Genomic DNA, 25,898 nt, shown 5'->3' on the forward strand with positions numbered 1-25,898 from the left:
TAAAAATTTAGGATTGGCGCAAATCTACATATTTAGCAGTATTTTTCCGAATCCGGCGGGGCGGATGGCCCGGGAACTGCCACGTAGGGGATTAGGGCAGGCTTCGCAGCGCGATTTTCTAAACAGGACTTCCGTAAAAATCCATCCTCGCGCAGTTTTCCGTCCAGATTGTTTTAACAACAGTTTTGAGATCATCGACCCGAATATTTGATTTGAATCAACTGTTTCCGTTAACTTTGGTTATGGTTGTAACTGAAAATAACATCACCAATTTCGTTCAGTTTTTGCGAAATTTTGTTCCCATTACCGACCTCGAAGTAAAAAAGCTGTTATTGCCTGTGGTGAAGGAAAGAAACTTCGCCAAAAAGCAATTGATTACCCAGGCAGGAGAGGTCGAGCAGTATATGAATTTTATCGAAAGCGGACTGATCCGAAAGTATTATAAACAGGACAGTGAAGAGCATATCGTCCAGTTGGCGAGAGAAGGGCATCTGATCACCAGCGAAGCCTCATTTTACACCCGTACACCATCTGAGTATTACGTGGAAACGATTGAGCCCAGCACCATTCTTTCTATTGCCCATGATGATCTGGAAAACCTGTTTACGGCCAGTCATAATTTTGAGCGGATGGGCCGGTTGATTACGATGCATACTATGGTACTCAAAGACAAGTGGCAGATCAGTCTGATCATGCAGTCTCCCCGCGAGCGATTCGTAAATTTTGTAGAGAATTACCCTGAAATCATCCAAAGGGTGCAACAAAAATACCTTGCATCCTATCTGAATATCAAACCCGAAACCTTCAGCCGGTTCAAACACCTGATCAGGGACCGGGGCCGTCATGCCGGAGCAGCTACCGATTAAGCCTGCACCACCAGCAATGGGATTTTTATCTGGTGCCGGACCGCATTGATGGTTGTTCCGTAGAGCAGGTCCTTTAATCCCCGGTGACCATGGGCGCCGATGACCAGCAGTTCTATTTCTGCCTCCTTTATAATAGCGGCGATTCCTTCTGCAGGTTTTCCAAATCCCAACTTGGCGGTTGCATTATAGCCCGCTGCCCGGAGCTCCTGCACATAACGGTGCAAAAATGCCGCATCCGTATGGGTTTCTTTATCGCTGCTTTCGCTGATAAGTGCACTGGCCGCGACACTTTCCGTAATATGGATCAGTAGGTATTCACATCCCGGCGCTCCCTGAGCGAGGGCAAAATTGATGATTTTAGCATCCAGCGGTCCGAAGTCCAGCGCCATACTGATTCTATGGAACTGCCCGGGCGGAGCGATCTCGAGGGGCTGGGGTTCATTGTGGATATTGGCGGCACTTCCGGCTTCCTTCTTGAAAAAGGGATAGCAGGTTGTATATCCGAAAAGTAGTACAAAACCTACCGCTCCCACTATAATAACCACTTTCCAGAAAAGATGATCCGGGCTGCTGAAAAAGTCAGAAATTTCTTCGAAAATCAGCCGTACATTCAGATAGACCAAAACCACCGTAATTACCCAGGCAGCGATTTTGGTAAGTGGCTTGATGGCGAACTGACCCATCGTCTTCTTATCGCTGACAAAATGAATCAGGGGGATGACTGCAAATCCGAGTTGCATGCTTAGTACCACCTGGCTGAAGATCAGCAGACTGTCGACATCGTTTTCTCCATTGATCAGAATGACCAATGCGGCAGGTATGATGGCGATCAGTCTGGTAATCATTCTTCTGACCAGCGGATTAATGCGCAGCCGCAGATAGCCTTCCATAACGATCTGACCCGCCAGGGTACCGGTAACCGTGCTGCTTTGACCCGCCGCGATCAGGGCAACGGCAAACAGCTTGGCGGCGATATCACTACCCAGATGCTGGGGCAATAATTCATAAGCCTGTCTGATTTCACCGACATCTGAGCGACCCGTTTTGAAAAAAACCGTGGCTGCCAGTATCAGGATCGCTGCGTTAACCAGAAATGCCATATTGAGTGCAATCGCACTGTCAATAAAATTAAATTTCAGTGCCTTTTTGATACCTGCCGGATCCGTTTTGAATTTGCGGGTTTGTACCAGGGCCGAATGCAGGTAGAGGTTATGGGGCATTACGGTAGCGCCGATGATACCGATGGCGATATACAGCGCGGTATCATTCTGAAGATGGGGCACCAACCCTGTCACGACTTCGGCAGGATCGGGTCGGGCAACAATAATCTGGACCAGAAAGGACATGCCGATAATAAAAATAAGGCCGATAATAAAAGCTTCCAGTTTACGCATGCCCAGTTTTTGCAGCAACATGAGCAGGAAAGTGTCCAGGGAAGTAATCAATACGCCCCAGATCAGTGGCATGCCGGTCAGCAACTGCAGCCCGATGGCCATCCCCAGGATCTCTGCCAGATCCGTGGCGGCAATGGCCACTTCTGCCAGAATATAAAGGATGAAGTTTATTTTCCGGGGGTAGGTTTCCCGGTTGGCCTGTGCCAGATCACGGTTTCGTACAATTCCCAGCCTGGCCGATAAACTTTGCAGCAACAGCGCCATGATATTACTCATCAACAGTACCCAAAGCAGGGAGTACCCAAACTGACTGCCTCCGGCCAGATCCGTAGCCCAGTTCCCGGGATCCATATAACCCACGCTGACCAGATAAGCAGGACCAAAAAAAGCCAGTACCCGGCGTATACGGGACCGGCCGGGTCGGGTGGTGTCTACACTTTGATGGACTTCACTTAAGGAAATTTCTGAATGATGTCGATTCATGATGATGCTAATAATATGGTGGCGGCCAGTTCACGGGAAAAATGCTGCCGGTGCCGGTTATCGGTTCGTATTTCCAGCGAGCCGTCAAAAGATGATTTTTTAATCAGTTCCAGCCGGGTGCCGATTCCTATTTTTTTATCTGAAAGCAAACGCAGCAGCTCCGCTGACTGATTCCGGATCTGGATCACCGTAGCCTTTTGATTTTCTTTTAGCTCGCTGAGCGGTATCAGTTGCTGCTGGGACAGTTTTCCGTTGGCGTCGGGGATGGGGTCACCGTGGGGGTCGGTACGTGGAAATCCCAGAAATTCATCCAGTTTATCGATGAGTTTCTGACTGCTCACATGCTCGAGTTGTTCGGCTACTTCATGCACTTCATTCCAGGCAAAACCCAGTATCTGGGAAAGAAAATACTCCCAGAGCCGGTGTTTCCGAATAATGCCCATTGCGACCCTGAGACCGGCAGGAGAGAGCCCACATCCATAATAAGCTTCATAACTGACCAGCTTTTTACGTTTCAGTTTTTTTAGCATATCGGTGACGGAGGCCGGTGCCATTGACAGCGAGGCTGCCAGATCATTGGTACTGACCCTGCCGCTATCGCTGCTCAGGTGATAAATATGTTTGATATAGTTCTCTTCGGCTTCGGTATATTGCGACATACCTAATTAAATATTTAGGCAAATCTAAATAAAATATTTTACAAATAGAATTCGAAGGGGTCGGTATTCAGCGCCTTTTTTCATAGACCCGCTGGTAAAGCTTTGTTTCCGCATAGGGCCGGTGCCTGCATTTACTGCGGATGTTTGGGGATGTTTTGCTGAGGAGATTGGTGATAATCTGGTATCAGCTGGCCTGTTTTACAGGAAATTCTATTGGATTGTAAGCGAACTATTGTTTATTTGTGCTTAATATTAATCTATTCTATATGCGATACCAGCTTTGCTTACTCTGCTTACTGATGCTGTTTATGTCGGCCTGTAAAAATAAAAGCAAAACCATGTCCGGCGCAGATGATGTCAACCTGCAGGAGTTTATTGACTTTTTTCCGGATATTCAACTGCCATTTTCTTATGCAGACAGCTCGCTGGCCGCCCGGAGTGCGGATAGTTTGAAAATCAGCCCTGAGATCTTCAACGGATTTGCGCCTGACAGCGTTTTGAAGCACCATTTTGGAGAACAGACAGCCAGCCTTTATGCAGTTGGAAAATTCACGGACAAATCAGGCGCCATCTACCTGCTGTCAAAAGGTGTCACAAAAGCCAAACGGATACTGCTGCTTACCGCCTACGATAAGGATCATCAGTTTCTGACGGATCTGGCTGCGATGACCAGTCCTAAAAAGGGCAGCCATGTAAGCCTGCATATCAATACAATGTTTAATATTACCCGCAGGACGGTCAAGACCCTGCCCAATGAAATTGAAATCAGTGGCGAAGATGTATATGTACTAAATAGTGCGGCCCGCAAGTTCATGCTGGTGATGACAGATGCGCTCGGCAATGACGACGAGCTGATCAACCCGATTGATACACTGGGCACAGAATGGTCCTATGCCGGCGACTACGGGAAAGGTGCCCGCAATCTGATATCAATAAGGGATGACAACCGTCCCGGGCGCATCCGGTTTTATATCCATCTGGAAGAGGCGGGATCTCCCTGTCAGGGCGAGCTCAAAGGCAACGCCATCATTACAGGTGACAATACCGCTGAATACCGCAGTGCGGGAGATCCCTGTATGCTGCGGTTTACTTTCTCCGACAACAGGGTGCAACTGACCGAAATAGAAGGCTGTGGCTCCCGTATGGGTGCCCTGGATTGTACATTTAACGGTCGCTATCCCAAAAAGAAAGCTGACCTGGATTAAATTATTTGTCCTGCTGAAACCGGGTCGCAATGCTATTTACCGTTGCGGCATCCAGGTCCCTGGAACCGGTGACCAGCAAATAGCGGAATTGTACGGAAGCCCCCGGCAGTAACCGGTAATTCAGGCTGTCCTTACCCTTGCTGAAGACCGAACGACCCAGCGGATTGACTGCGAAAAGACCATATCCCCTTGCATGCCAGTAGGCCGGAAAGCCCGGATTGGAGGGGTGATCAAATATCGCAATCGTAACCGCCTGGCCGTCTTTTTTACCCTTGAGCATGGCCCAGGTGGACTGACTGCTCCAGACATCATCACCTTTCAGCCCCTCGGCATTGTAGTACATGCCGGACACATTCTTACCAGAAGGTGCGACTTTGGTAGCATTGCCATGCGCATCCAGAAAAATGCCGGGCTCGGTAGAAGGCATTTCCAGCTCCCGGGCGACCCGTATGGCAAAAAAACCATCCTTCACATCTTTAAAGTCTACCGTGTCTTTCAGGGCGGTTAGTTTTGTAGTCCGGTCGATATACAGCAGGCCGTCACGGACGCTGAAATGATAATCCGAATTTTCCTGTAACAGGGCCTTCCCATCGGGCCGCAGCCAGCTGGCTGTCGCCGAGATCCGGGCCTGCTCAGCGTTTCCCTCCGCCCGGGTGATCCCGTCCTGCCGGATGCTGCCGTAATGCGGCTTTTTCTCTTGCGGAATGGCCGTGGAATTGTTCCAGAAATCCAGGCCGTTCACCGATTCATAATTCATCCAGATACCGATATGGTGGGGGTGGTCCGTGCGTTCTCCCGGACGGGGCGCAACCGGGTAGCCCCGGGTGACCGTGACCCCCTGGGGGGTATTGACAGGAAACAACACGGGCTTGAAAATGGAATCGTAATAGCAATAGGCGGTAAGTAATTTTCCGTTATACAGGACGTCGACCTGTTTTTGTTCCGGTTTTTCGAGGACGGTAAAACCGGTTTGTGCGTTCAGGAGCATGCCTGCCGATAGGAGCAGCAGGGTCAGCGCGATTTTCTGTTGCATAGACTTTCTCAGATTTTCAAAAATGTAAGCATTCATCCGGCTCAAGATACAGAATCCGCGCGTTTTTCTGCCAAAAAAAACCGGTTCTGGGAAGAACCGGTTTTCGATATGCATTTTGCAGCGGATCGTTAAGAGGAAGCAGCTGTTTCCGTCTTGGATCCCGCACTGCTTTTCTTATCTTTTCTGATGCCGCCTTTCAGGTCAACCAGGACCGGCGCTGCCACACAGACGGTGGAATAAATACCGGTAATAACCCCGATAAGCATGGCAAAGGCAAACCCTCTGGTTACTTCACCACCAAAGATAAACAGAATTAATACGGTTAAAAATACGGTCAATGTGGTCATGATCGTGCGACTCAGTGTCTCGTTGATGGCTTTGTTGACCAGGGTCTTCTGGTCCATATGCGGATGCAGACCCATATCTTCCCGTATCCGGTCAAAGATAACGACGGTATCGTTCATCGAGAACCCGATCACCGTAAGAATCGCCGCAATAAAATGCTGGTCGATTTCCAGCGGGAATGGTACAAATTTCCGGGCAAAAGAGAAGATGATTAACATGACAAGGGTATCATGGATCAGTGCGAAAATGGTACCCAGGGAGAACCTCCAGTTCCGGAACCGCAGGAAAATGTACAGGAAGATCACGATCATGGCAAAGATGGTCGCTTTCAAGGCCCCTTTCTTCAGGTCATCAGAAATGGTCGGCAGTACTTTTTTCGATCCCGTTTTGTAAACATTGTCAAATTGCTGGAAGCTGGTATTCGCTGGCAGGAAATTCTTTAATCCACCATACAGTTTGTGAATCACCAGTGAATCCGCCAGCATGGTGTTCGGATTCGTGATTTCGTAGGAGGTGGTAATATCCAGGGTAGAAGCATCTCCGACTGTTTTGATGATGGGGTTTTCACCTTCAAAAGTCTCCTGTAGATCATTTCTGACCTGTTCTACATCCACGTTCTTAGCGAAATTAATCGTGTAGCTGCGGCCTCCGTCAAATTCCACACCGTAATCGAAACCGTTGAATATGGTTCCGATACCCAGCAGGATAATGATAACTGAAATGACATAGGCTTTCTTACGGAACTCAATGAATTTAAACTTGGATTTCTTCTCAATGGCATTGCTGACTTTGGAGAAATAGTTCAGGTGGTGTTTCTTGTCAGTAAACCAGTCAGTCACCCAGCGGCTCACCAGGATACCACAGAACAACGACAGGAACAGACCCAGGATCTGGGTAGTGGCAAAACCTTTCACCGGACCCAAACCAAAATAGTAGAGGATAAAGGCAGTCAGCAGGGTGGTAACGTGACCATCCAGTACAGGCGCCAGGGAGCGGTTGTAACCGTCATTGATGGCCGGCAGGTAGCCCTTGCCTTTTCGAAGTTCCTCCTTCACCCTTTCATAAATAATTACGTTTGTATCCACGGCCATACCAATCGTCAGTACCAGACCCGCAATACCAGGCGCCGTCAGTGTGGCACCCAGACCGGCCAGTACCCCTACCGTAAACAGGAGGTTCAGGATCAGGGCGATATTAGCGATCCAGCCTGCGGTATTATAGTAAATCAGCATCAGCAGGAAGATCACAATAAAGGAGATGGTAAATGACATCAACCCGCCTTTTACTGCCTGAGCACCCAGGGTCGGTCCTACGGTCTGGTCACTCACAATTTTTGCAGGTGCGGGCAGTTTACCAATTTTCAGGATATTAGAAAGATCACTGGCTTCTTCCTGGGTGAAATTGCCCGAGATGCTGGAACGGCCGCCTTCAATGGCTTCATTAACATTGGGCGCAGAATATACATTTCCGTCGACTACAATGGCAATGGAACGACCTACATTGGCCCGGGTCAGATCCGCCCAGATTTTAGCACCCGCATTGTTCATTTCCAGGGTGACATTAGTTTTACCTGTCTGATCAAAATCATAACCGGCATTGGTCACCATTTCACCGCCCAGTTTGGCGGCTTCCCGGCCATAAGTTTTAATGGCGTGGAGGGCAACAATCGGGGATTTTTTCTCGGGTATACCAAACATCCAGACCACATCGGCCGGAAACTGGCTTTTAATAGCCGGGGTTTCCAGGATCGCTCTGACTTCGGCAGTATCTTTCAACATGACATGACCAATCATGCCGTTGTCTACCAGTCTGCCGGTTTGGGGATCTGCGGTAAATCCGATCCAGCCACCCAGATGTTTTTTAGCTTCGGCTTCCTGGGCATTGGCATCCTGGGCCTGCGCAGCCGGCTTTTCGTTGGTCGCCAGTTGCTTCAGCTGTTGTTCCAGACTGGAGGTATCCGCTTTAGCAGTAGCAGTAGCCAGGCTGTCACCGACAGAAGCTGCCGTACCCGCCGTTGCTGTAGAATCAGCGGCTTTCGCCGTATCAGCGGTATTGTCTCCACCGCGTTGTTTATTGAACAGGTTGTCTGCCTGCTGTATATTGGGCCAGAGTTCACTGATATTGTAAACTTCCCAGAACTGCAGGTTCGCACTGGCCTGTAAATTTTTTCTTACCCGGTCCTTATCCTGTACACCCGGTAACTCTACGGAGATAATCTGTTTATCCGGATCGGGGTTGATATTGGGCTGGGCGACCCCGAATTTATCGATACGGGTAGTGATCAGACGTGCCGTGTTCTCAAAGGCGGCTTTTGCCTGGGCATTCAGAAAACTGATGACCTTGCTGTCATTGTCTGTTACTTTGATATCGGTATTATTGGCGTTGGCAAATAAGGTCGCGAGTTTGCCGTTTGGTACCAGTTTTTTGTATTCTTCTACGAACAGGGTTACGAAATTGGCATCGCTGTTGCCCTTTCTCAGGTTCGCATTATTGAGTGCTTTTAAAAAATTAGGGTCCTTGCTGTTATTGGCCAGCGTGGAAATAACCCCGCTCATTTCCACCTCCATGGTGACGTTCATTCCACCCTGAAGATCCAATCCCAGGTTGAGCTCTTCATTTTTCGCTTTCTGGTAGCTGATCGGACCGGTAATACCATAAGAAATTGTTTCATCCTTGGTACTGTCCTTCAGCCGCGCAAGACGCTCTTCATAAACGTTGTCCAGGGTCTCCTGATAAATGGCCTGAGAATCCTTGTTGTTGGGATACTGGGCGGCAGCTGTAGGAAAATTGGCAGCTACATAGCTTTGGGCTTTCGTTTCTAATTTCTTTTCGTGGTTGCGAACAAACCAGGTGAATGATAGCTGGTATACCGAATAAATGATAAGCAAAATCGTAAAAAAACGAACCAGACCTTTGAGTTGCATACGAGTTATAAATTTATAAATTCACTGAGTTAGGTAACAGGTTTTGACACAATATGGCATCAAAAAAACTGACCAGGCTTTTTTTAAAGGCTGCAAAGATAAGCTGATAGAGTCATAAGTCGGCAGGTTCGGTAAAGTTTTGTTACCCCCTGATTTGTTGCCCGGCGGGGCATGGGAAGGCGGAGCGCTTAAAAAAACCTCTTTAAGTTTTGGTCTTTTAATCCGGTCAAGCGTTACTTTTGTGTGATTTTTTAATTCAAAACCGCTTAAATAGTTAGTAGAAATGCAGTTATCATCAATTTTAGACCGATTTGCTGAACCGGAAACGCTTAAAATGGCCAAATTGGGCCGTGAATTAAGGGCCCAGGGTATCGATGTCATCGACCTGAGTCTGGGCGAGCCTGACTTTGATACACCCGAGCATATAAAGCAGGCTGGTATTCAGGCAATTAATGATAACTGGAGTCATTATACACCCGTACCGGGTTTTCTGGACCTGCGGCAGGCGGTTTGCGCCAAGTTAAAAAGAGACAACCAGCTGGACTATAGTCCTGAGCATATCGTCGTATCAACCGGCGCCAAACAGAGTCTGGCCAATGCCATTCTGGCCCTGGTGGATGAAGATGATGAAGTTATCATCCCCACACCCTACTGGGTGACCTATTCTGAACTGGTGAAGATCGCCCGTGGTAAGGTCGTGGAAATCCGCACCAGTGTGGAAAGCGGATTTAAACCGTCAGCAGCGGAGGTTGAGGCGGCCATCACACCCCGGACCCGGGTCTTTTTATTTTCTTCACCCTGTAATCCTTCCGGCGCGGTATACAGCCTGCAGGAACTGGAAGAACTGGTGGCGGTATTCCGTAAGTACCCCGATATCACGATTATTTCGGATGAAATTTATGAGTATATCAACTATGTTGGTGCGCATCAGAGTATTGCCCAGTTCGCCGATATCAAGGACCGGGTCGTAATCGTCAACGGGTTGAGTAAGGGCTTTGCCATGACCGGCTGGCGGATCGGTTATACTGCCTCCACGGCGCCCGTCGCCAAAGCCATGGAAAAACTACAGGGTCAGATGACCAGTGGTACCTGTTCCATCGCGCAGAAGGCGGGGGTAGCAGCGCTCAGTTCGGATCTGGGACCCACCCTGGCCATGGCAGAAGAATTTACCCGCCGTAAAAAAAGGGTATTGGAACTGGTAGCAGATATTCCGGGTATCAAATGCAGTGAACCCGATGGGGCATTTTATATATTCCCGGATATGAGTTCTTATTTCGGCAAATCAAATGGTGATACGGTTATCAAGGATTCCGCGGACCTGAGTATGTACCTGTTGAATACGGCCCATGTATCTTCTGTGATGGGTGCCGCTTTCGGAGAACCGGATTGTGTGCGGTTTTCATTTGCCAACAGCCTGCCCAATATTGAAAAAGGCTGGGAAAGAATTAAGGCAGCACTGGCCCAACTCAGTTAATTAAAATATTCACGGATCTCAGAAAAGGGTTGTCTCAGGACAGCCCTTTTGTATTTTGTCCTGGGACAAGTGTTTTATTATAAAACGTGCCGCAAAACCCAAAAGTCTTTAGCTTTTGGGATGTAAGGCACAAGAAAAATTTAGCCTTGTGAAAGAATATACTGACGGACAGTTTCAGGATTTACTGCGCCCGGATGGTGCAGCAAGCGCTTGCAGGGCCAACCTAAAGTCCGGGGATTCGGAGGCGCCTATTAATAATTAATTTTAATAATATGTTGAATATAAGCAAACAATACTTAGATTTGTAAAGATTGATTGTAGCTGACATGTAGGGTTGCCTGTACTGAGAAATTAAACGTAAACTAAATAATGAGCCCCTGCACCGGAAAGGAAAAAGTAAACCTTCGCTTTTGCATCCTGGCGATGATACTGTGCTGCTTTTCAGCAAAAGCGGTAGGGCAGCTCTCAGAAAAATATCCCGTCCTGCTGATGGCCGACAGCCGGGAAAAAGTGGACTCCCTGATCAATGTGGCGGAAGCCAACCGTAAAGACAGTTCGGTGGAACTGCTTTATCAGACAGCTTTTGCACTCATCAATAAACTGCATTATAAACAGGCAGAACCTGCCTATTATAATTCTTACGGCGTATTTAAAAGGGATCTTTCTTTTTATGACGCTTCGATCCATTACCATGATACCGCCCTAAATCTGGCCAAGAAACTCCATAATGTCAGACAGCAGATCATTGCCTATAACAATCTGGGCGTATCCTACCGAAGAAAAGACGATTATAACAATGCACTGGATCATCTTTATGAAGCCCGCAAGCTGGCAGAAAGTACGGGAGACAATTACAGTGTAACGATCGCACTGAACGGCATCGGGAATATTCACCTGGCGCTGGAGAATTATTTTGCTGCCATTAATTATTTTCTGGAATGTATTCCCATTGCCATTAAAGCCGGAAATAAGCGCGGCATTGCCATTAACCTGCAGAATATCGGTGAATGTTATGAAAGGCTGGGCAGTATTGATTCCGCAAAATTATATTATCAGACGGCACTGGATTACAATGTCAAACGAAAGGATGACAAAGGCATCGCCATCTGTTATATCAGCCTGGGAAATATCCTGACCAAGGAAGGAAGGCCACATGAGGCCCTGGACCTGTTCCGCAAAGCCCTGGATATTAATTTCAAACTGGGGGATCAGATATTCATTGCCAATGGTTATAACAGTATTGGAAATGCCTACCTGCTCATGGGCCAGAATGAAATGGCCAAGGGGAAATTTGACACCAGTCTAAGCATTGCCAGCAGAATCGGTTCTGTGGCTGAAACCCGTAATGCATACGAGGGATTGATGAAAATCGCTCAGCAAAAGCAGGATTGGGAGCGGGCTTATGCTTACAGTGTATCTTTTAAAAAACTTTCGGACAGCGTCAACCTCAGAAATATCCGTTCTGTTCGTGACAAGGAATTTCAGTATCACCAGAATAAGATCGACCTGCTGGAAACCAATCAGAAAAATGACCGGATCATAATGATAGGCGGCGTTATCCTGTTCTTCCTGCTGCTTATCAGTGGGGTCTTGTTCTATTTGCGGAACAAGCTGGTTGCCCGGAATAATGCCCTGCAACGGGAACTGGAAATACGTTCACAGATCGCTTCGGATCTGCATGATGATATGGGGTCCTCGCTGAGCAGTATCCATATTTTCAGTGAGCTGCTGCGCAAGGAAGGTCCGGACAAACAGGAATTGCTTACTAAAATTGAAGCCAATGCGAAGGATACGCTGGAAGCACTCGACGATATTATCTGGCTGGTGAAACCCAGTAACGATAAATTCAGTGATTTAGGGGTGCATATCAGTGAATTTGCCATCCCGCTGTTTGAATCCAAGAATATTGATTTCACGATTGATTTTCCTGAGGCCGTTTCAGAAGTGCCGTTGCCCATGGAAACCCGAAGAAATATTTTCCTGATCATCAAGGAGTCGGTCAATAATCTGGTCAAGTATTCGGACTGTACCCAGGCGTCCATCATTGCAAAGTGCAAGGATTACCAGATAGATTTTTATGTGGAGGATAATGGTAAAGGCTTTGATCCCGAGATGATGACCAACCGGAACGGCATTAAAAACCTGAAATCCCGGGCGGCACAGATCAATGCGCAGATTCGTTTTGACGCTGCCCCTGGTCAGGGATGCAAAATCCACCTGTGTGTGCCGGTCAAAGAGTTCAGTAGTCCCGCTTCAACCTGAACACAGACATCATCGTTGCTGGTTTTTAGTTTCAATCAGAATGTCCGGATTGATGCGTTTCAGATGCTCGATAAATAATTGACGCTGGTCGGGAGAAATCACCACAATATCCCGGCTATTATAATAAATGACCAGCCGGCGCATTGAAAATCCCGGCCCGGTGAATACATGCTGGTGAACTTCCCTGACTTTTCGGATATTCAGTATATCAATCGTTTCATTGAAAAGAAATCCGCTTCTTATGGTAAGCCGGTGCCGCGAAATGCTGTAATAAGTATTTCGGAATATGTACACGACAATGGCAGTTACCAGAATGCTTACCGCCAGCAGGGCCCAGCTTTTTTCAGAGATGGAGAAAAAAAACAATAATGCCATGACCAGGGCAAACAGGAGCTTCAACAACAGGCTGGAATGCGTCTTATATACGGTAGTTATCATAGCTGATAACAAAATTAAGCGAAAAAAGGCTGCAGCAGCAGCTTTACGCGTTGGACATAGCTGCCACCGAATAACAGGGCGTGTACCAGCAGGGGATAGAGCTGGCTGTAAGCGACCCGCTGCTGCCAGCCCGGTTCCAGGGGCCATTGCTCCCGATATCCTTCGTAAAAGGCTGCTGAAAAACCTCCAAAAAGCAAACTCATGCCGATATCCATCTCACGATGACCGTAATATACTGCCGGATCGAAAAAGGCCACAGTACCATTTTCCAAAGTCATGTAGTTGCCGCTCCAGAGATCTCCGTGCAGCAGGCAGGAAGGCTCCTCGGGAAAGAATTCCCGGATCCGGTCAGAAAATCCGTTGGCGGCCCGGATATCCTTTCTGTCCAGAACGCCGGTATCTGCCAGCTGTCTCACCAGTGGCAGAATCCGTCGGTGGGCATAAAAACCCGGCCAGTCAGCTACCGGTTGGTTGGACTGATGTAAAGGACCAATATAGTTATCTACGGACAGGCCGAAATAGGGCTGGCTGTGCCGGTGCTGCCTGGCCAGTCGGCGTCCAAAATTTTCTTGTGTTGCTGCAGTGGAACCGGCCGCTTCCAGCCATTCCAGCAACAGGTACTGCCGCCCGGCCCTTAATCCCTGTCCGATGACGGCGGGCAGATAGTGTTCGCTGTTCCGGCGCAGCAGCTCCAGGCCGGCGGCTTCCTGTTCAAAAAGCCCCGGACAGGCTGCGGCACCCTGGGTCTTTAAAAAAAAGCGCTGTTCTCCCCGCTGGATACGATAGGCAGCATTACTGTCACCGCCGGAGACAGGCGTTACCGTAGCGGTTTCCAGGTGCAGGTCCTCCAGGATCTGTTGTAGTTCCTTGAATTTCGCCGGCATAGATCACAAAATTAGCGGTTTTTAAAGCGGGCCCGGAGCCTGCCTGCATCCCTATGCGAAAGCCCCGGCTCCCTTGTACCGGCGCAGGCTTCCCGTTAACCGGTTACAAAAGGGCATTTACCGTTTTTTTAATTTCTTTAAACAATAAGAAGGGGGGAGGTGGGTAAATTTGCGGGTCACTAATTAACATCCTGTGTATTAATTGGAGGCAATGGTAGTGAAAAAGGTGTTAAATTGACATTCAAATCAGGACAGCGCTGATGCCGGCATGGGGCGACCGCTTGTCCACCGGACTTAAGATGGAAGGCATGGAGCAACAGTCGATTAACGGATATGTTTTAAAGTACAAACTGGGCGATGGCGGGATGGCTGAAGTATGGTATGCCGAAAATTATCTCGGCAAGCCGGCAGCGGTAAAAGTCATGCTTCGGCGGTTCAGTGATGAGCCCGAAATGATCGCCCGGTTTGAAAATGAAGCCCGGCTGATGGTGCAACTCAATCATCCGCATATCCGGAACGTGTATGATTTCGGGCAAATCGACGGCCGCCCCTGCATGGTCATGGAATACCTGAATGGCAATGACCTGGCCGCCCGATTACAGTCCGGTGCGCTATTCCCTGCTGCGCAGTTGACAGGCTGGTGGAATGATTTGGTAGACGCCCTGAACTATACCCATGGCAAACATATCATCCACCGGGATATCAAACCTTCCAACCTGTTTGTGACTGAACAGGGAGTCATTAAAATGCTCGATTTCGGGATTGCAAAAATAAAGGACAATATTACGCTGACGCAGACGGGCAGCCGGATGGGAACACTCATGTACATGAGCCCCGAACAGGTATACGATGTCAGGAATCTGACTTATAAAACCGATGTTTATTCGCTGGCGGTGAGTTTCTATCATTTGATTACCGGGCATCCACCTTATGACGGTACGCGGATCTCGGATTTTGAGATCCAGGAAAGTATCGTCAGGAAGAATATCGATACCAGTGTATTGCCTTTCCCATGGCGGGACCTCTTACCGGGTTATTTTTTCAAAAACGCGCAGGACCGCAAAGAACTTGTAAAAATTGATGCCAGTCAGGCGCAGCCTTTGACCGCAGCCCCTCTGGAAATGGAACCTGCCCTGTCAGTGCCGCCATCGGCTAAGGCTCCGGGCCGTTCGGTACGGCCTCCCGCACCGGTACACAGGAGCAATACGCGTCCCTATCTGTTACTTTCAATTCTGGTTATCCTGGGACTGATCGCATTTGCGTTAAACCGGGAAAAAGTGGCTGATTTTTTCCAGTCAGCGCCGGAGAAAGTTACCGAAAAGCCCAGGAGCACACCGAAGAAGAAAACGGTCATTGAAAAAAAAGCTGTGAAAAAAGCCGACCCACCACCTGATACGATAACCACTGAAGGGAATGACGGAAATATTGACCAGGTGGTCGTCAGCGTGGATCTGGGAACCCGGGAAAATGAAATACGCAATTTTATCTACGATTATTATCAGAGCCGCGGGGATTGTAACGCCCTTTCCCGTTTTTTCAATGATACCGTAAAACAGTATTACAATAAATCCAATGAATCGATAGCGGCCATTAAGAACGAATGCCGCAATTATCATGGGAAATGGAAATATACCGATGCCAGTATTCATCCGGATTCCTGGGTATTTACCCATAACCAGAATGGCAAAGTCTATGTGGATTTCAGTATGCTGTATAAAATCAGGCAGCAGGCAGCGGATGCGTGGATCGCTTACAATATTGATGTGGCAATGGTTATCGATACCAGTAATAAAATTGAACGGATCGTGGAACGCCGTATAGAAAAACTTTAATTTCAAATACAGAATTTAAAACGCCGATTATGTTGGAAAAAATTAAAAGATGGTTGTTGCCTGACGAAGCAGATGAGACGAAAAGGCTCACCAATCAGCATTTGGTCAATCAGGTAGTGGCGTCATTCAGGGAGACCATTGAAAGGGAATCTTTTAATAAGCGCATGATGTACGACTGCAGTTACCTGATCCTGATGCGTCCTGAAGATTACCGCCACGCCGAGCTCCGGCTGGCGGGCATTACAGAAGGCATACTGGACGAGTTCTACGATCATATCAATCAGATGAAATCACAGTATCCGCGCTATGAGCCCATTGGCAGTTTCTGGGACTTTCAATATTGTCCTGCTGAAAAAGGAATTGATAATTCCGAAATTGAACCAGGCTCGGTTCAGGTTGTCAGCGCCCCGACGTCGGAAAAATCCTGGACCGAACTTTCTTCCGAACAGATCAAAGTATCGGTGAGCAGCAAACATTCCAAATATTCCAAATATGATTTAAATCCCAACACTTTTGCCAATATTGATATTCTGTCAAAGGGGCATTTCCGGGTAAAATTTAATAAAGGGCTGTTCGGAGAGGGCAGTGAAGCCGGTACGACAATCAGCGGTTCCCGTAATGCAGCCGACAAACTGGCCACCATTCAATTTGTGCTCAATAAACAACGTTATAGTTTCCCCATGCGGGAAAAACAGCTCAAGATCACCAAAGCAATAGAAGGACTGACAAGTACCGCCACATTGCTCTGCATTAATGAGCCCAGTGGCAGCCTTCAGAAAGAACATGTGATGATCAAGTATGAAGAAGCCGCCCGTATGTTTTATATCGCACTTTTCGGCGATGCATTTGTCAATGAACAGCGGTTGGAACTGAGCCGTACCGGCCAGCAGCCCGTATGGCATCCTTTGAAAAGCGAATCTACAATCGTCTGCGGGGTATTTCAGTTGGATTTTAAAGCCGAGAAGTAGCAGGTGGCAACCGCCGGCTGGAAGATAAATGAACAAGCCATAGATAATGATCCAGATATTAATGATATTATTTCTGATAGTTCTCTTCTATCTGCAAACTAAAAACAAGAAATGAGCAGGGTAATCAAATCGCATGTACAAACCGATATAGGCCGTAAGCGTCAGACCAATGAGGATAATTTTATCTGGGTCGAAGGTCTTTGGGGACAGGCCTCACTGACCCTGCTGGGGGCGATCGATGGGGTGGGCGGGTATGCCGGAGGTGCTGAAGCTTCCGCCATTGCCCGTAGAACAATTGAAGGTTATCTGCAGAATTTCCGATTTGGAGCGCCATTGGCTTTGTTGAAAGAAGCACTGATCAATGCCAATAATGTCATTTTTGAAAAACGTTATGAGGTACCGGAATTCAACCGTATGAGCTGTGTCTTGTCGGTGGCCCTGCTGGATGCTGATAAAGAACTCATGTATATTGGCCATGTCGGCGATAGCCGTGGTTATATCTTTCGGGATGGCAACCTGCTCAAAATTACCAAAGACCATTCCCTTGTCGGCTATAAGGAAGATAACGGCTTTCTGACCGAAGCCGAAGCCATGAGCCATCCCCAGCGCAATGAGATCAGTAAGATGCTGGGCGAGCAGCGTCTGGACGCTGATGACAGCGGCCAGTACCTGGATGTTACCGAACATAGTTTCCTGCCGGGTGATATTGTGCTGTTTTGCAGTGACGGACTCACGGATCTGGTGAACCGTTCCCAGATGGCAGCGATACTGGAGGGACCGGGATTGCTGGAACAGAAGGGACAGGCTTTGGTTGACCAGGCCAACGAGCTGGGGGGTAAGGATAATATTACGGTTGCCCTGGCCAGCTTTACTGCCAAAACTTCTCGCGGCAGAAAAGCCACAAAAAAAACAATCGAGATCCCTATTCAGGAACAACCGGTTGAAACCGCTCCACCTGCAACACCGCCTTCATCCAAACCCCCTAAAAAAAAAGGGTGGTTCTGGTTGTTCCCGGTACTGTTCCTGGTGGGCTTCCTGGCCAACTGGGTAGGAACAAAAAAAATCCTGCACCCCGAAAGCGAAGACGTCCGGATTGATACGATCTATCTCAGGGATTCTATTCCGGCAGGAGATACCGTGGCTTTGAATGATGATACCCTGATTCAGGCGACCGATACCATATTCAGTGACAGTACCCGGCAATACGACGCCACCGGCTTTTAATATTATGCAGAAAAAACAACATATCGTCCTGTATTCAAGGAAGGCGGAACGCCTGCTGTTGGTGCTGGTTACCCTGATCCTGGCAGCCATGTGCTTCAGTTATCTGCGTCATATTCGTTCGGAACTGGCACTGGCAACAGGAGGTTACCGGGATCATACCGTCATTAATTTGCGGGCACCGCTGCCCGCAACGGCAGTCAGGAACGCGCTGAAGAAGGGCGGCTATTTTGCCGAAGACGCCTATATCGGTTTCGTTACCGATCAACTGAAAACCATTGTTGACGGGCAAACGGTGCTGCCGAATCTGGGTGCGCTGAACAAAGCCCCCTTATTAGTCGATGCGAAAATATTTCAGGCTTCCGGCACCCAGCAGGGCAAACTGCGCTTTTTTAACGCCCTGGCCCGGCTGGGCATGGATTCCGCAACCTGGCATCAGGAAACCGGATCGAAACAGCCTCCGGTGCATACTGCTTCCGGAACGGAAGCAACAGGAACGGTTATTACCGGCCGGGTCCGGTTGGCGGACGAATCGGGAGCGGAGCAGGCAGGTGCGGGGATTCTGGTTCGGCTGACCCGCCTGTATCCGGATGCATTCTGGGACAGCCTGTCTGACCGCGGCAGGGACATCCAAACCGAGTTTGAAACCCGGACAGATGACAAAGGGCATTACCGGTTCGCGGGTCTGGATCCGCAGGGCAATTACAGCGTCCTGGCTTTGAAACCGGGTTATTCTTTTGGGACAGCCAAAGGCAAAGCGCGGATCGGCAGCGACCGTGATTTTAATTTTACAGGCCAGATTCATAAAATCCGACTCCTGGACCGGACCGCTTACAAACAAATCAAGGAAGACCAGCTCTTTACCGTGAGAACACCCGACGAGTTCCGCAAATTGTTTTTTACGGCACTGATACTGCTGGTATTGGCTGCCTGGATCCTGCACCTGGCCCTTTACCTGAAGAATTACCGAAGCGATGAGTTCCTGTTGCCATTGATCCTGTTTATTCTCGGCATCGGTGTCATGGTACTTTTCAGTACGCAGGATCCCTTGCGGGATGAGGTTTATGGCAGTGGTATGGCCCTTTGCGGTGGCGCCGTGATGCTGGTCTTTGCCTTACTGATTTTTCTGCTAAAAAACAATCCGGTCAACCGGTTTTACCAGGGCCATTATTTTGATCCCCTGCACCGGTTACTGTCCGCCGGGCATGCGCAGCGGCGCTTAAAGGCGCCCCGCGGCTATAGCTGGCTGCTGGCTTCCATTCTGCTCATGCTTCTGTTAGCCGTCCTGGGCACCGGCCCACAGGGAAGCGGTGTAAAAGTCAACCTCTTCGGATTTCAGGTAAGTGAGCTCTCTAAGTTTTTAATGGTGGTATTCTTTGCGGCCTATTTTACCGCCAATGCTGGCTATTTTAAGAACATTACCGACAACCGCTGGCTGACCCGGAATAACCTGCTGATGTTCGGGTTCTTTGTATTTCTGCTGTTGATCTATGCGGTGCTTGGTGATCTCGGACCGGCGATTGTACTCTGTCTGACCTTCCTGTTCTTTTATGCTTTTGCCAAGAAGGAATTTGGTCAGATGATCCTGGCAGCGATCGGATACGGCCTATTGATTTTTATTGTTTACCGGTTCCTGAATACGCCGGAACAGGATTATCTGCCCTGGTTGGCCTTAATCGCCTGTGTCGGCAGTCTCGCCTATGCCTGGTGGGCAAAAAAACTGGAATCCGTTTTTTTTATATTGCTGATTATGTCCGCTTTTATTCTGCTGGCAGCCCTTCCCTTCGAGTTTACCCAGCGGCTGGCAGACCGCAACAGCATGTTTGGTAATATCTGGGAAAACCGGTTGACCGGTGGGGATCAGATCGCCCAGGGCGTATGGTCACTAAACGCCGGCGGCTTCACGGGTCAGGGACTGGGCCAGGGCTTTTCAAATCTGATGCCGGCGCATCATACGGATATGATCCTGCAGAGCATTGGTGAGGAATTGGGTATTTTGACCCTGATCTGTATATTCACGGCTTTCGGACTGCTCATTTACCGCTGTTTGCTTGCAGCCCGGCGGACTGCCAAGACTTTTATGTTTTATTTTATGGCCGGGGTGGCTATTGCCACCATGCTACAGTTATTACTGATCGCCGCCGGTACACTGGGTCTGGTACCCCTTACCGGGATTTCCGTACCCTTACTCAGTAAGGGGAATGCCGGTGTGATCATCACCCTGATCGCTTTGTTACTCGTCTTGGTCATGTCTCATGAGAAAGGTGACGCATTGGAAATGGAGTATATGAAAGAAAATTTCGACAATGTCAATGCCTATGCCATACTCAGCTTTTTTGCAGCCGTGCTGCTGATCACAGGCAGTCTGATCTATTATCAGGTTAAATCCAATCAATACATCGTGAAACCGGCCCTGGTACTGAATCGAATGGGCGACTGGCAGTATACCTATAATCCGCGTATCAGCATGCTGCTGAAAGACATTGATGCCGGTGATATTTATGACCGGAATGGCGTCCTGCTCGCCACTTCAGATAAATTGCGTTTTGACAGTTCCCGTCAGCGACTGCTGGCATTGGGTGCTAATCCTGTTTTGTATAAGGAACAGCTCAGCCGTGATCAGAAAAGATATTATCCCTTTGGCGCCGATATGTTGTTCTGGCTGGGTGATTACAACAAGGAGATCGCCAAAGAACCTGCTTCCGGTTATGCTGCTGAGTACCGCCATTATACCAGTTTGCGCGGATTTGATGTGCATTACACAACAACCATTCGAACCACCGACCGGTACCGGGAGCACCGCTTTTTGCCGGAGCAGACAAAGGAAACCGAATTGATGCGTTATGACTACGCAGATCTGGCGCCATTTCTTAAAGCAGGGAAACGTACAGAAGGTATCGAACAACAGAATAATAAGAAGAAAGACGTCTGGCTTACACTGGATCTGGCGCTCAATGAGCAGATCAATGCACTGGTCCAGAGCCGGGCACCCTACAAGGATTACAGGACTTCGGTAATTGCGGTTAATTCCCGGACAGGCGATGTGCTGGCATCAGCGTCCAATCCGGCAGCTTCTTACCGGGACATGAAACTCATCAGCGATATTGATCCCGTAGATTACCGCAGTATCTATCTGCAGTTATTTGGTGACCAGATGGTTCTGCCGCAGGACCTGGGCATCACTTTTGCTTCCCGTCCGGGTTCAGTAATCAAAATCGTAGACAGTTATGCGGCTTTCAATCAATATGGTCTTAGCGCGGCGGATTTCAGGTTTTATGTGTACCCTGCTGAAGTTATCCGGCCTGGTGAGCCTTCTGGTCAGGACGTGAATATGCGAACCGCTATTGTGCGTTCCAGCAATGTGTATTTTATAAAGCTGATCAATGAAAAGAAACTGGAATCCTCGCTTTTCCATATGTACGACCTGCTGGGAATGAATATAGCCAACCGGGGCGGCTTTAATTTCAGTCGCCCTGAAGATTATGACAGTCAGCGGTATATCCGCGAATGGCAGGAATTTACGGCGCGCGGAAAATCTATTTATCAAACCAGGAATAAAAAGCTGATCAACACACGCCGGCGTTTTCAGTCACATTATTCTGATCTCGCCTGGGGGCAGGGCGAACTGATGGCGACGCCTTTGCATCTGGCAAAAATGTCGGCAGCCATCGCGGCCGGAGACTCTTTAAGAAGTTCCCGGTTTCTGCTGAAATCCTGGAATCAGCCCGAATTTCTTGAACCTGCACAGGTCATCGCACAGCATCCGGGTTCGGCAGCACTCATGAAGTCGTTTATGAAAGAACAGTCAGCAGGTGTTTCGACCCTGACGGGATTGGAGGTATACGGAAAGACCGGAAGCCCGGAAAGGGATAAACTGGTCCATAAAGGCAGGCGGACCAGTCTGAAGCGGGTAACCGATGCCTGGTATACGTTTTTTGTATATTCTCCCAGATACAAGGCGCCACTGGCATTTACCATACGGATTGAAGAAATCGGGAATTCAGATGCTGCAAAAAAACTGGCAGTGGATCTATTAGGACAACTCAAATCGACCGGCTATTTTTAAATGCATGGCTGGTTGCTAAAAAAATATTATGAACTGGATAAAAAAGAAATTTGATCAATTGTCTGCCAGGCTGAACGGGGATAGTGAGCCGGCAATCTCTGAAGCGCCCAACAGCACCGGTCAGGTACAGCAGGCAGCCGCACCGACGCCTGTTTCGGGCGGGCAGCCGGATCGGCTGGAAAATATTGAGACCCTGAAAGAGCTGACGATCGGAGCTATTACCCAAAGCGTTCGGCTGCTGGGATACAGTAATACCGTTGTTTCCGGGTTGATATTTCACAGCAGGTATGCACCGCAGGCGGTTGAGAATACCGGTATGCTGGCACTACTCCGGGATCAGGGGTTTATCAAAAGTATTCAGCGGGATTTTAAAGCCAAGGGTATTCGGTATCAGCCGGGGCTGCTGCTGGATATCGTACACGAATCCGGACGGCTGGAAACGCTGACGCGGATTACCGATGGTCTGGCCATCGAAGTGCGGGTCCAGGGGGATGCCAATAACTGGAAGAAAGCCCGCCTGGTGGCTACCGAAGGTCTGACCTGGGAGCCCGAGTACCTCTTGGAGCCGGTGGACGGTCGCAGTTATTTTGTCGGTCGATGCAGGGACCCGAAAATTGAAAATGGTCCCAAAATTCATAACGATATCGCCTTTGTCGGAATCGAGGAAAAAAATGAACCCCGGTATGAAGTCAATAACTATATCAGCCGTTCCAATGCGCAGATTGTTTTTGACAAGGAGTTGGGTGCGTTTAAGATTTATCGTTCCCGGTTTTTGAATAACCCCGCCAACAAGATTAAAATCTATAATACCGGCCAACAGGATTTTGCGGGTGTCAGTCTGAATAATGCCCAGGTAGCGCATGTATTAAAGAATGGTGATTCGATTTGTTTCAACGACAAGATTGTACTGGAATTTTATCTGATTGATTGATCCATATTAAAGGAACCAGGATATTGCTATGAAAGAACTTGCAGGATTATATGATATACTCAAAGTAATAGGACATGGTGGATTTTCAGCGGTCTTCAAGGCACGTCGTAAGGCTGACGGCAGCGTCGTGGCCTTAAAACAACTGGACCTGGCCATTGAAAATGAACAGGAAAAAACCTACCGGGATTTTCAGGAAGAAGTGGCTATTCTCAAAAAACTGGACCACCCCCATATCGTTAAGGTATATAATGAGCATATTCTTGATGGGAAGCCGGCCCTGGAAATGGAATTTATCGATGGCGATACCCTGGAAACCATTTTGAAAAGAGAGCGGTATCTTTCGGTGGATGCTGTGTTGGATATCATCGACCAGATCGCTGCTGCCTTAAGTTACTGTCATCATTATTATGTAGGGGCAACCGATGGCGATCCGGGAGATGCTGCGATCCTGCGGCGGCATGCGGTAATCCACAACGATATCAATCCCAAAAACATTATTCGCAGCCGGAAGGCAGACGGCAGCTACCGCTATGTGCTGATCGATTTCGGATTATCCTTTACCGATCCTGATGCCGTCCGCCACAGTAAAAAAGAAGAGGGGATGGCCGAGTACAAGCCGCCGGAAAAATGGTCCGGCACCCTGGTAGAAACCCCATCCGATATCTACAGTTTTGGGATTGTGCTGTACGAACTGCTTACCGGCTCGGTACCGTTTCCTGTCAAGGACTATAAAATGGCCCGGGATATGATCGAGCTGGAGGAGAAACATAAGCACGCCCGGATCCCGGATATCTGTGTCCGGCGCCTGGCAGCTGTTAAAGCTGCTACAGGTGCGGAAACTTCCGACTGTGATATACCCGGTTGGCTGGAAATGCTGATCAACCGTTGTCTGGAGAAAGAACCGGCCGGCCGGTTCAAAACAGGCAGGGAGCTCGCCCGGTTCTACTATGAGGGTCTGGAGGGTAAAATCCAGGTACCGGAGCAACCAACCGAAGCGCAGGTTATCGATATTGACCCCCAGTCAGGAGTCAAAATATCAGGAGGCGCTTATCTGGAAGTTGTACCGAATTTTCTTACGCCGGCGCAACATCATTTTCTGGTCAAGGACCGGACAACGGTCGGACGCTGGAATGAGACTGCGGCAACCGGCCTTTCGGATTTTGCGATCCGGACCGCCGATAAATTTATTTCCCGGCTGCATTGTCAGATTCACAAAAAGCAAAAGCCCGAAGGAGGGATCAGCTACCAGCTCAGTGACTCCGAGCCCAGTAAAAACGGGACTTATTATAATACCGCTGCCCATACCCATCGACTGGAACCCCACCTGAAAGTGCTGTTAAAGGAGGGTGATTTTTTCTGGATCGGTAATACCCAGATCATTTTTCATGAATAGGACGGGAGCCCGATGATTTTCGGCGGTTATAGAATGGCAGACTGATCAGACTGATGCTGCCCATCAGGATGATCAGTGCGGTTTGCAACAGCCAGAGCAGCCAGCCTAAAACCAGTCCCCAGGCAGCACTGACCTGATACAGCATAACCGTTTTCTGTACCAGAAAAGCGTAAGCACCAATGCCGCCAGGTGTCAGAATCATACCGATGCTGCCCGCACAAAGGATGGTCATCACCTCTATGATATGGAAACCGGCCGTTTCGGAAAACATCCGGAAGCCTGAATAAACACAGCAACCATACATCAGCCAGATCAGCAGGGTATAAAGCAGGAATCTTCCCTGTTTTCTGAGATGGCGGATTGTACTGAACCCCATCCAGATGCTCCGGCTGATTTGCCGGAGCCGTAGGAACCAGCGGCGCTCCGGCTTTCTGCTAAACAACCATACCAACCCGATAATCAAAGCGCCCAGTAGCAAAAGACCCGCCATCAGATAGCCCCTGGCTGTCTCCGGATAATTCGCCGGATTTAAATGCATCAGTGCGCTGATCTGGTGGCGGAGGCCGGGCTGCATGCCGAGCGTCGTAGCCAGAAGAAGCAGCAGGACAGCGCCATCGATCATTCGCTCCAATATAACGGTCCCCAGCAATTTGTCGAAGGGTATACGCTCATACCTTGTCAGCGTGGAGCATTTGAGAATTTCGCCAATACGGGGCATGGCCTGGTTGGCAAAATAACCCACCATCACAGCAAAGAAGATATTGACCTTCGAAGGCCGGTAGCCGAGGGTTTCAATCAACAATCCCCAACGGAGCGCCCGCAGTATATGACCCAGTAAGAGGCTGATAGAACCGAGCAGTAACATTCGGTAATCCGCCTGCAACAGAGCGGTGTGGATCTGTTGCCGGTCCACCGGACTAAGGTCCTTGACTGACCAGTAAATAAATAAAATGACCAGTGCCAGAAAAAACAGGAACTGAATTGGTTTCGTAAACCGGGCAGTCTGTGACGGTGATCCGGACATAGTCATCGAATATACTCAAAAACTGCCGAGGAAGTACAGGGGGTAATTTCCAGGTCGTTTTCTATAGTTTATTACCTGCTTTCGGAAAAATGACCTGAGGTTGAAAAGTTTTGGCCGCTTCGAAATCCATCAGTGCATAGGCAATAATTACAATGATATCGCCGGTCATGCCTTTTCTTGCAGCAGGGCCATTCAGGCAGATGGTGCCGCTGCCCCGCTTGCCTCTGATAACATAGGTTTCCAGTCTTTCGCCGTTGTTCACATTGACAATCTGCACTTTCTCATTTTCTATAATGCCGGCTGCATCCATCAGGTCTTCGTCGATGGTGACGCTTCCCATATAATCCAGATTGGCTTCGGTGAGCGTTACCCGATGAATTTTGGACTTCATTATTTCTATCTGCATAGCGTACAAAGTTAAACATTTGGTCCAACTTCAGTTCGTTATAACATATCGATGCTTCAAATGTTCAGTGGCAATTAATGCAGACAATGT

18 protein-coding genes are annotated in these 25,898 nt (G+C 48.7%); 10 read left to right on the plus strand and 8 right to left on the minus strand.

Annotation, left to right across the window (positions count from 1 at the left end):
* Window positions 1-242 precede the first annotated feature (242 nt).
* On the plus strand, window positions 243-866 hold the full coding sequence (locus tag ACYVI9_RS08005) for a Crp/Fnr family transcriptional regulator (RefSeq protein WP_460763070.1): 624 nt from the start codon (window positions 243-245) through the stop codon (window positions 864-866).
* Here the strand turns inward: ACYVI9_RS08005 and ACYVI9_RS08010 are convergent.
* Both ACYVI9_RS08010 and ACYVI9_RS08015 read right to left on the minus strand, forming a co-directional pair.
* Window positions 863-2,743, minus strand: a complete 1,881-nt coding sequence (locus ACYVI9_RS08010; RefSeq protein ID WP_460763073.1) for an Nramp family divalent metal transporter — start codon at window positions 2,741-2,743, stop codon at window positions 863-865. The genes ACYVI9_RS08005 and ACYVI9_RS08010 overlap by 4 nt on opposite strands.
* Complete coding sequence (locus tag ACYVI9_RS08015) at window positions 2,740-3,402, minus strand: metal-dependent transcriptional regulator (protein WP_460763075.1); 663 nt, start codon at window positions 3,400-3,402, stop codon at window positions 2,740-2,742. Before ACYVI9_RS08015 ends, ACYVI9_RS08010 begins: the two co-directional genes overlap by 4 nt.
* 338 nt (window positions 3,403-3,740) lie before the next feature.
* Here ACYVI9_RS08015 and ACYVI9_RS08020 point away from each other — a divergent pair, with 338 nt between their 5' ends.
* Window positions 3,741-4,607: a hypothetical protein gene (locus tag ACYVI9_RS08020; RefSeq protein ID WP_460763078.1), complete on the plus strand. Its 867-nt coding sequence runs from the start codon at window positions 3,741-3,743 to the stop codon at window positions 4,605-4,607.
* 1 nt (window position 4,608) lies between these two features.
* Here the strand turns inward: ACYVI9_RS08020 and ACYVI9_RS08025 are convergent, their stop codons facing one another.
* Window positions 4,609-5,640, minus strand: coding sequence for a DUF6807 domain-containing protein (locus tag ACYVI9_RS08025; RefSeq protein WP_460763081.1), 1,032 nt, complete (start codon window positions 5,638-5,640; stop codon window positions 4,609-4,611).
* 128 nt (window positions 5,641-5,768) lie between these two features.
* Window positions 5,769-8,909, minus strand: coding sequence for a protein translocase subunit SecDF (secDF, locus tag ACYVI9_RS08030; protein WP_460763083.1), 3,141 nt, complete (start codon window positions 8,907-8,909; stop codon window positions 5,769-5,771).
* Window positions 8,910-9,192: 283 nt separating this feature from the next.
* On the opposite strand from secDF, the gene ACYVI9_RS08035 reads away from it, so the two are divergent.
* On the plus strand, window positions 9,193-10,383 hold the full coding sequence (locus ACYVI9_RS08035) for a pyridoxal phosphate-dependent aminotransferase (RefSeq protein ID WP_460763086.1): 1,191 nt from the start codon (window positions 9,193-9,195) through the stop codon (window positions 10,381-10,383).
* A 369-nt stretch (window positions 10,384-10,752) separates the two neighbouring features.
* Window positions 10,753-12,645: a tetratricopeptide repeat-containing sensor histidine kinase gene (locus ACYVI9_RS08040; protein WP_460763089.1), complete on the plus strand. Its 1,893-nt coding sequence runs from the start codon at window positions 10,753-10,755 to the stop codon at window positions 12,643-12,645.
* 9 nt (window positions 12,646-12,654) lie between these two features.
* On the opposite strand, the gene ACYVI9_RS08045 is transcribed toward ACYVI9_RS08040, so the two are convergent.
* Entirely contained in the window at window positions 12,655-13,083 is a 429-nt protein-coding gene (locus ACYVI9_RS08045) for a PH domain-containing protein (RefSeq protein WP_460763092.1), read from the minus strand.
* A gap of 14 nt (window positions 13,084-13,097) precedes the next feature.
* Window positions 13,098-13,967, minus strand: coding sequence for a fructosamine kinase family protein (locus ACYVI9_RS08050; protein ID WP_460763094.1), 870 nt, complete (start codon window positions 13,965-13,967; stop codon window positions 13,098-13,100).
* A gap of 260 nt (window positions 13,968-14,227) precedes the next feature.
* Here ACYVI9_RS08050 and ACYVI9_RS08055 point away from each other — a divergent pair, with 260 nt between their 5' ends.
* The 6 genes from ACYVI9_RS08055 (at window position 14,228) to ACYVI9_RS08080 (ending at window position 24,378) form a co-directional block, all read left to right on the plus strand.
* Window positions 14,228-15,799, plus strand: a complete 1,572-nt coding sequence (locus tag ACYVI9_RS08055; protein WP_460763097.1) for a serine/threonine protein kinase — start codon at window positions 14,228-14,230, stop codon at window positions 15,797-15,799.
* Between the two features lie 29 nt (window positions 15,800-15,828).
* A complete protein-coding gene (locus ACYVI9_RS08060; RefSeq protein WP_460763099.1) occupies window positions 15,829-16,767 on the plus strand; it encodes a hypothetical protein in 939 nt (312 codons plus the stop codon).
* A gap of 111 nt (window positions 16,768-16,878) precedes the next feature.
* Complete coding sequence (locus tag ACYVI9_RS08065) at window positions 16,879-17,991, plus strand: PP2C family protein-serine/threonine phosphatase (RefSeq protein ID WP_460763102.1); 1,113 nt, start codon at window positions 16,879-16,881, stop codon at window positions 17,989-17,991.
* A 4-nt stretch (window positions 17,992-17,995) separates the two neighbouring features.
* Window positions 17,996-22,054: an FtsW/RodA/SpoVE family cell cycle protein gene (locus tag ACYVI9_RS08070; RefSeq protein WP_460763104.1), complete on the plus strand. Its 4,059-nt coding sequence runs from the start codon at window positions 17,996-17,998 to the stop codon at window positions 22,052-22,054.
* 28 nt (window positions 22,055-22,082) lie between these two features.
* A complete protein-coding gene (locus ACYVI9_RS08075; RefSeq protein WP_460763107.1) occupies window positions 22,083-22,985 on the plus strand; it encodes a hypothetical protein in 903 nt (300 codons plus the stop codon).
* Window positions 22,986-23,013: 28 nt separating this feature from the next.
* Complete coding sequence (locus ACYVI9_RS08080) at window positions 23,014-24,378, plus strand: protein kinase domain-containing protein (protein ID WP_460763110.1); 1,365 nt, start codon at window positions 23,014-23,016, stop codon at window positions 24,376-24,378.
* Here ACYVI9_RS08080 and ACYVI9_RS08085 read toward each other — a convergent pair.
* Together ACYVI9_RS08085 and panD are read right to left on the minus strand one after the other, a co-directional pair.
* On the minus strand, window positions 24,362-25,402 hold the full coding sequence (locus ACYVI9_RS08085; RefSeq protein WP_460763112.1) for a lysylphosphatidylglycerol synthase transmembrane domain-containing protein: 1,041 nt from the start codon (window positions 25,400-25,402) through the stop codon (window positions 24,362-24,364). The genes ACYVI9_RS08080 and ACYVI9_RS08085 overlap by 17 nt on opposite strands.
* A 61-nt stretch (window positions 25,403-25,463) precedes the next feature.
* A complete protein-coding gene (gene panD, locus ACYVI9_RS08090; RefSeq protein ID WP_460763115.1) occupies window positions 25,464-25,808 on the minus strand; it encodes an aspartate 1-decarboxylase in 345 nt (114 codons plus the stop codon).
* Between the last annotated feature and the right edge of the window lie 90 nt (window positions 25,809-25,898).

The sequence above is a fragment of the Niabella terrae genome, assembly GCF_054783135.1.

Coding starts and splice junctions, on each gene's coding strand:
- ACYVI9_RS08005 (WP_460763070.1), top strand. CDS start 243: ATGGTTGTAACTGAAAATAACATCACCAATTTCGTTCAGTTTTTGCGA.
- ACYVI9_RS08010 (WP_460763073.1), bottom strand. CDS start 2,743: ATGAATCGACATCATTCAGAAATTTCCTTAAGTGAAGTCCATCAAAGT.
- ACYVI9_RS08015 (WP_460763075.1), bottom strand. CDS start 3,402: ATGTCGCAATATACCGAAGCCGAAGAGAACTATATCAAACATATTTAT.
- ACYVI9_RS08020 (WP_460763078.1), top strand. CDS start 3,741: ATGTCCGGCGCAGATGATGTCAACCTGCAGGAGTTTATTGACTTTTTT.
- ACYVI9_RS08025 (WP_460763081.1), bottom strand. CDS start 5,640: ATGCAACAGAAAATCGCGCTGACCCTGCTGCTCCTATCGGCAGGCATG.
- secDF (WP_460763083.1), bottom strand. CDS start 8,909: ATGCAACTCAAAGGTCTGGTTCGTTTTTTTACGATTTTGCTTATCATT.
- ACYVI9_RS08035 (WP_460763086.1), top strand. CDS start 9,193: ATGCAGTTATCATCAATTTTAGACCGATTTGCTGAACCGGAAACGCTT.
- ACYVI9_RS08040 (WP_460763089.1), top strand. CDS start 10,753: ATGAGCCCCTGCACCGGAAAGGAAAAAGTAAACCTTCGCTTTTGCATC.
- ACYVI9_RS08045 (WP_460763092.1), bottom strand. CDS start 13,083: ATGATAACTACCGTATATAAGACGCATTCCAGCCTGTTGTTGAAGCTC.
- ACYVI9_RS08050 (WP_460763094.1), bottom strand. CDS start 13,967: ATGCCGGCGAAATTCAAGGAACTACAACAGATCCTGGAGGACCTGCAC.
- ACYVI9_RS08055 (WP_460763097.1), top strand. CDS start 14,228: ATGCCGGCATGGGGCGACCGCTTGTCCACCGGACTTAAGATGGAAGGC.
- ACYVI9_RS08060 (WP_460763099.1), top strand. CDS start 15,829: ATGTTGGAAAAAATTAAAAGATGGTTGTTGCCTGACGAAGCAGATGAG.
- ACYVI9_RS08065 (WP_460763102.1), top strand. CDS start 16,879: ATGAGCAGGGTAATCAAATCGCATGTACAAACCGATATAGGCCGTAAG.
- ACYVI9_RS08070 (WP_460763104.1), top strand. CDS start 17,996: ATGCAGAAAAAACAACATATCGTCCTGTATTCAAGGAAGGCGGAACGC.
- ACYVI9_RS08075 (WP_460763107.1), top strand. CDS start 22,083: ATGAACTGGATAAAAAAGAAATTTGATCAATTGTCTGCCAGGCTGAAC.
- ACYVI9_RS08080 (WP_460763110.1), top strand. CDS start 23,014: ATGAAAGAACTTGCAGGATTATATGATATACTCAAAGTAATAGGACAT.
- ACYVI9_RS08085 (WP_460763112.1), bottom strand. CDS start 25,402: ATGTCCGGATCACCGTCACAGACTGCCCGGTTTACGAAACCAATTCAG.
- panD (WP_460763115.1), bottom strand. CDS start 25,808: ATGCAGATAGAAATAATGAAGTCCAAAATTCATCGGGTAACGCTCACC.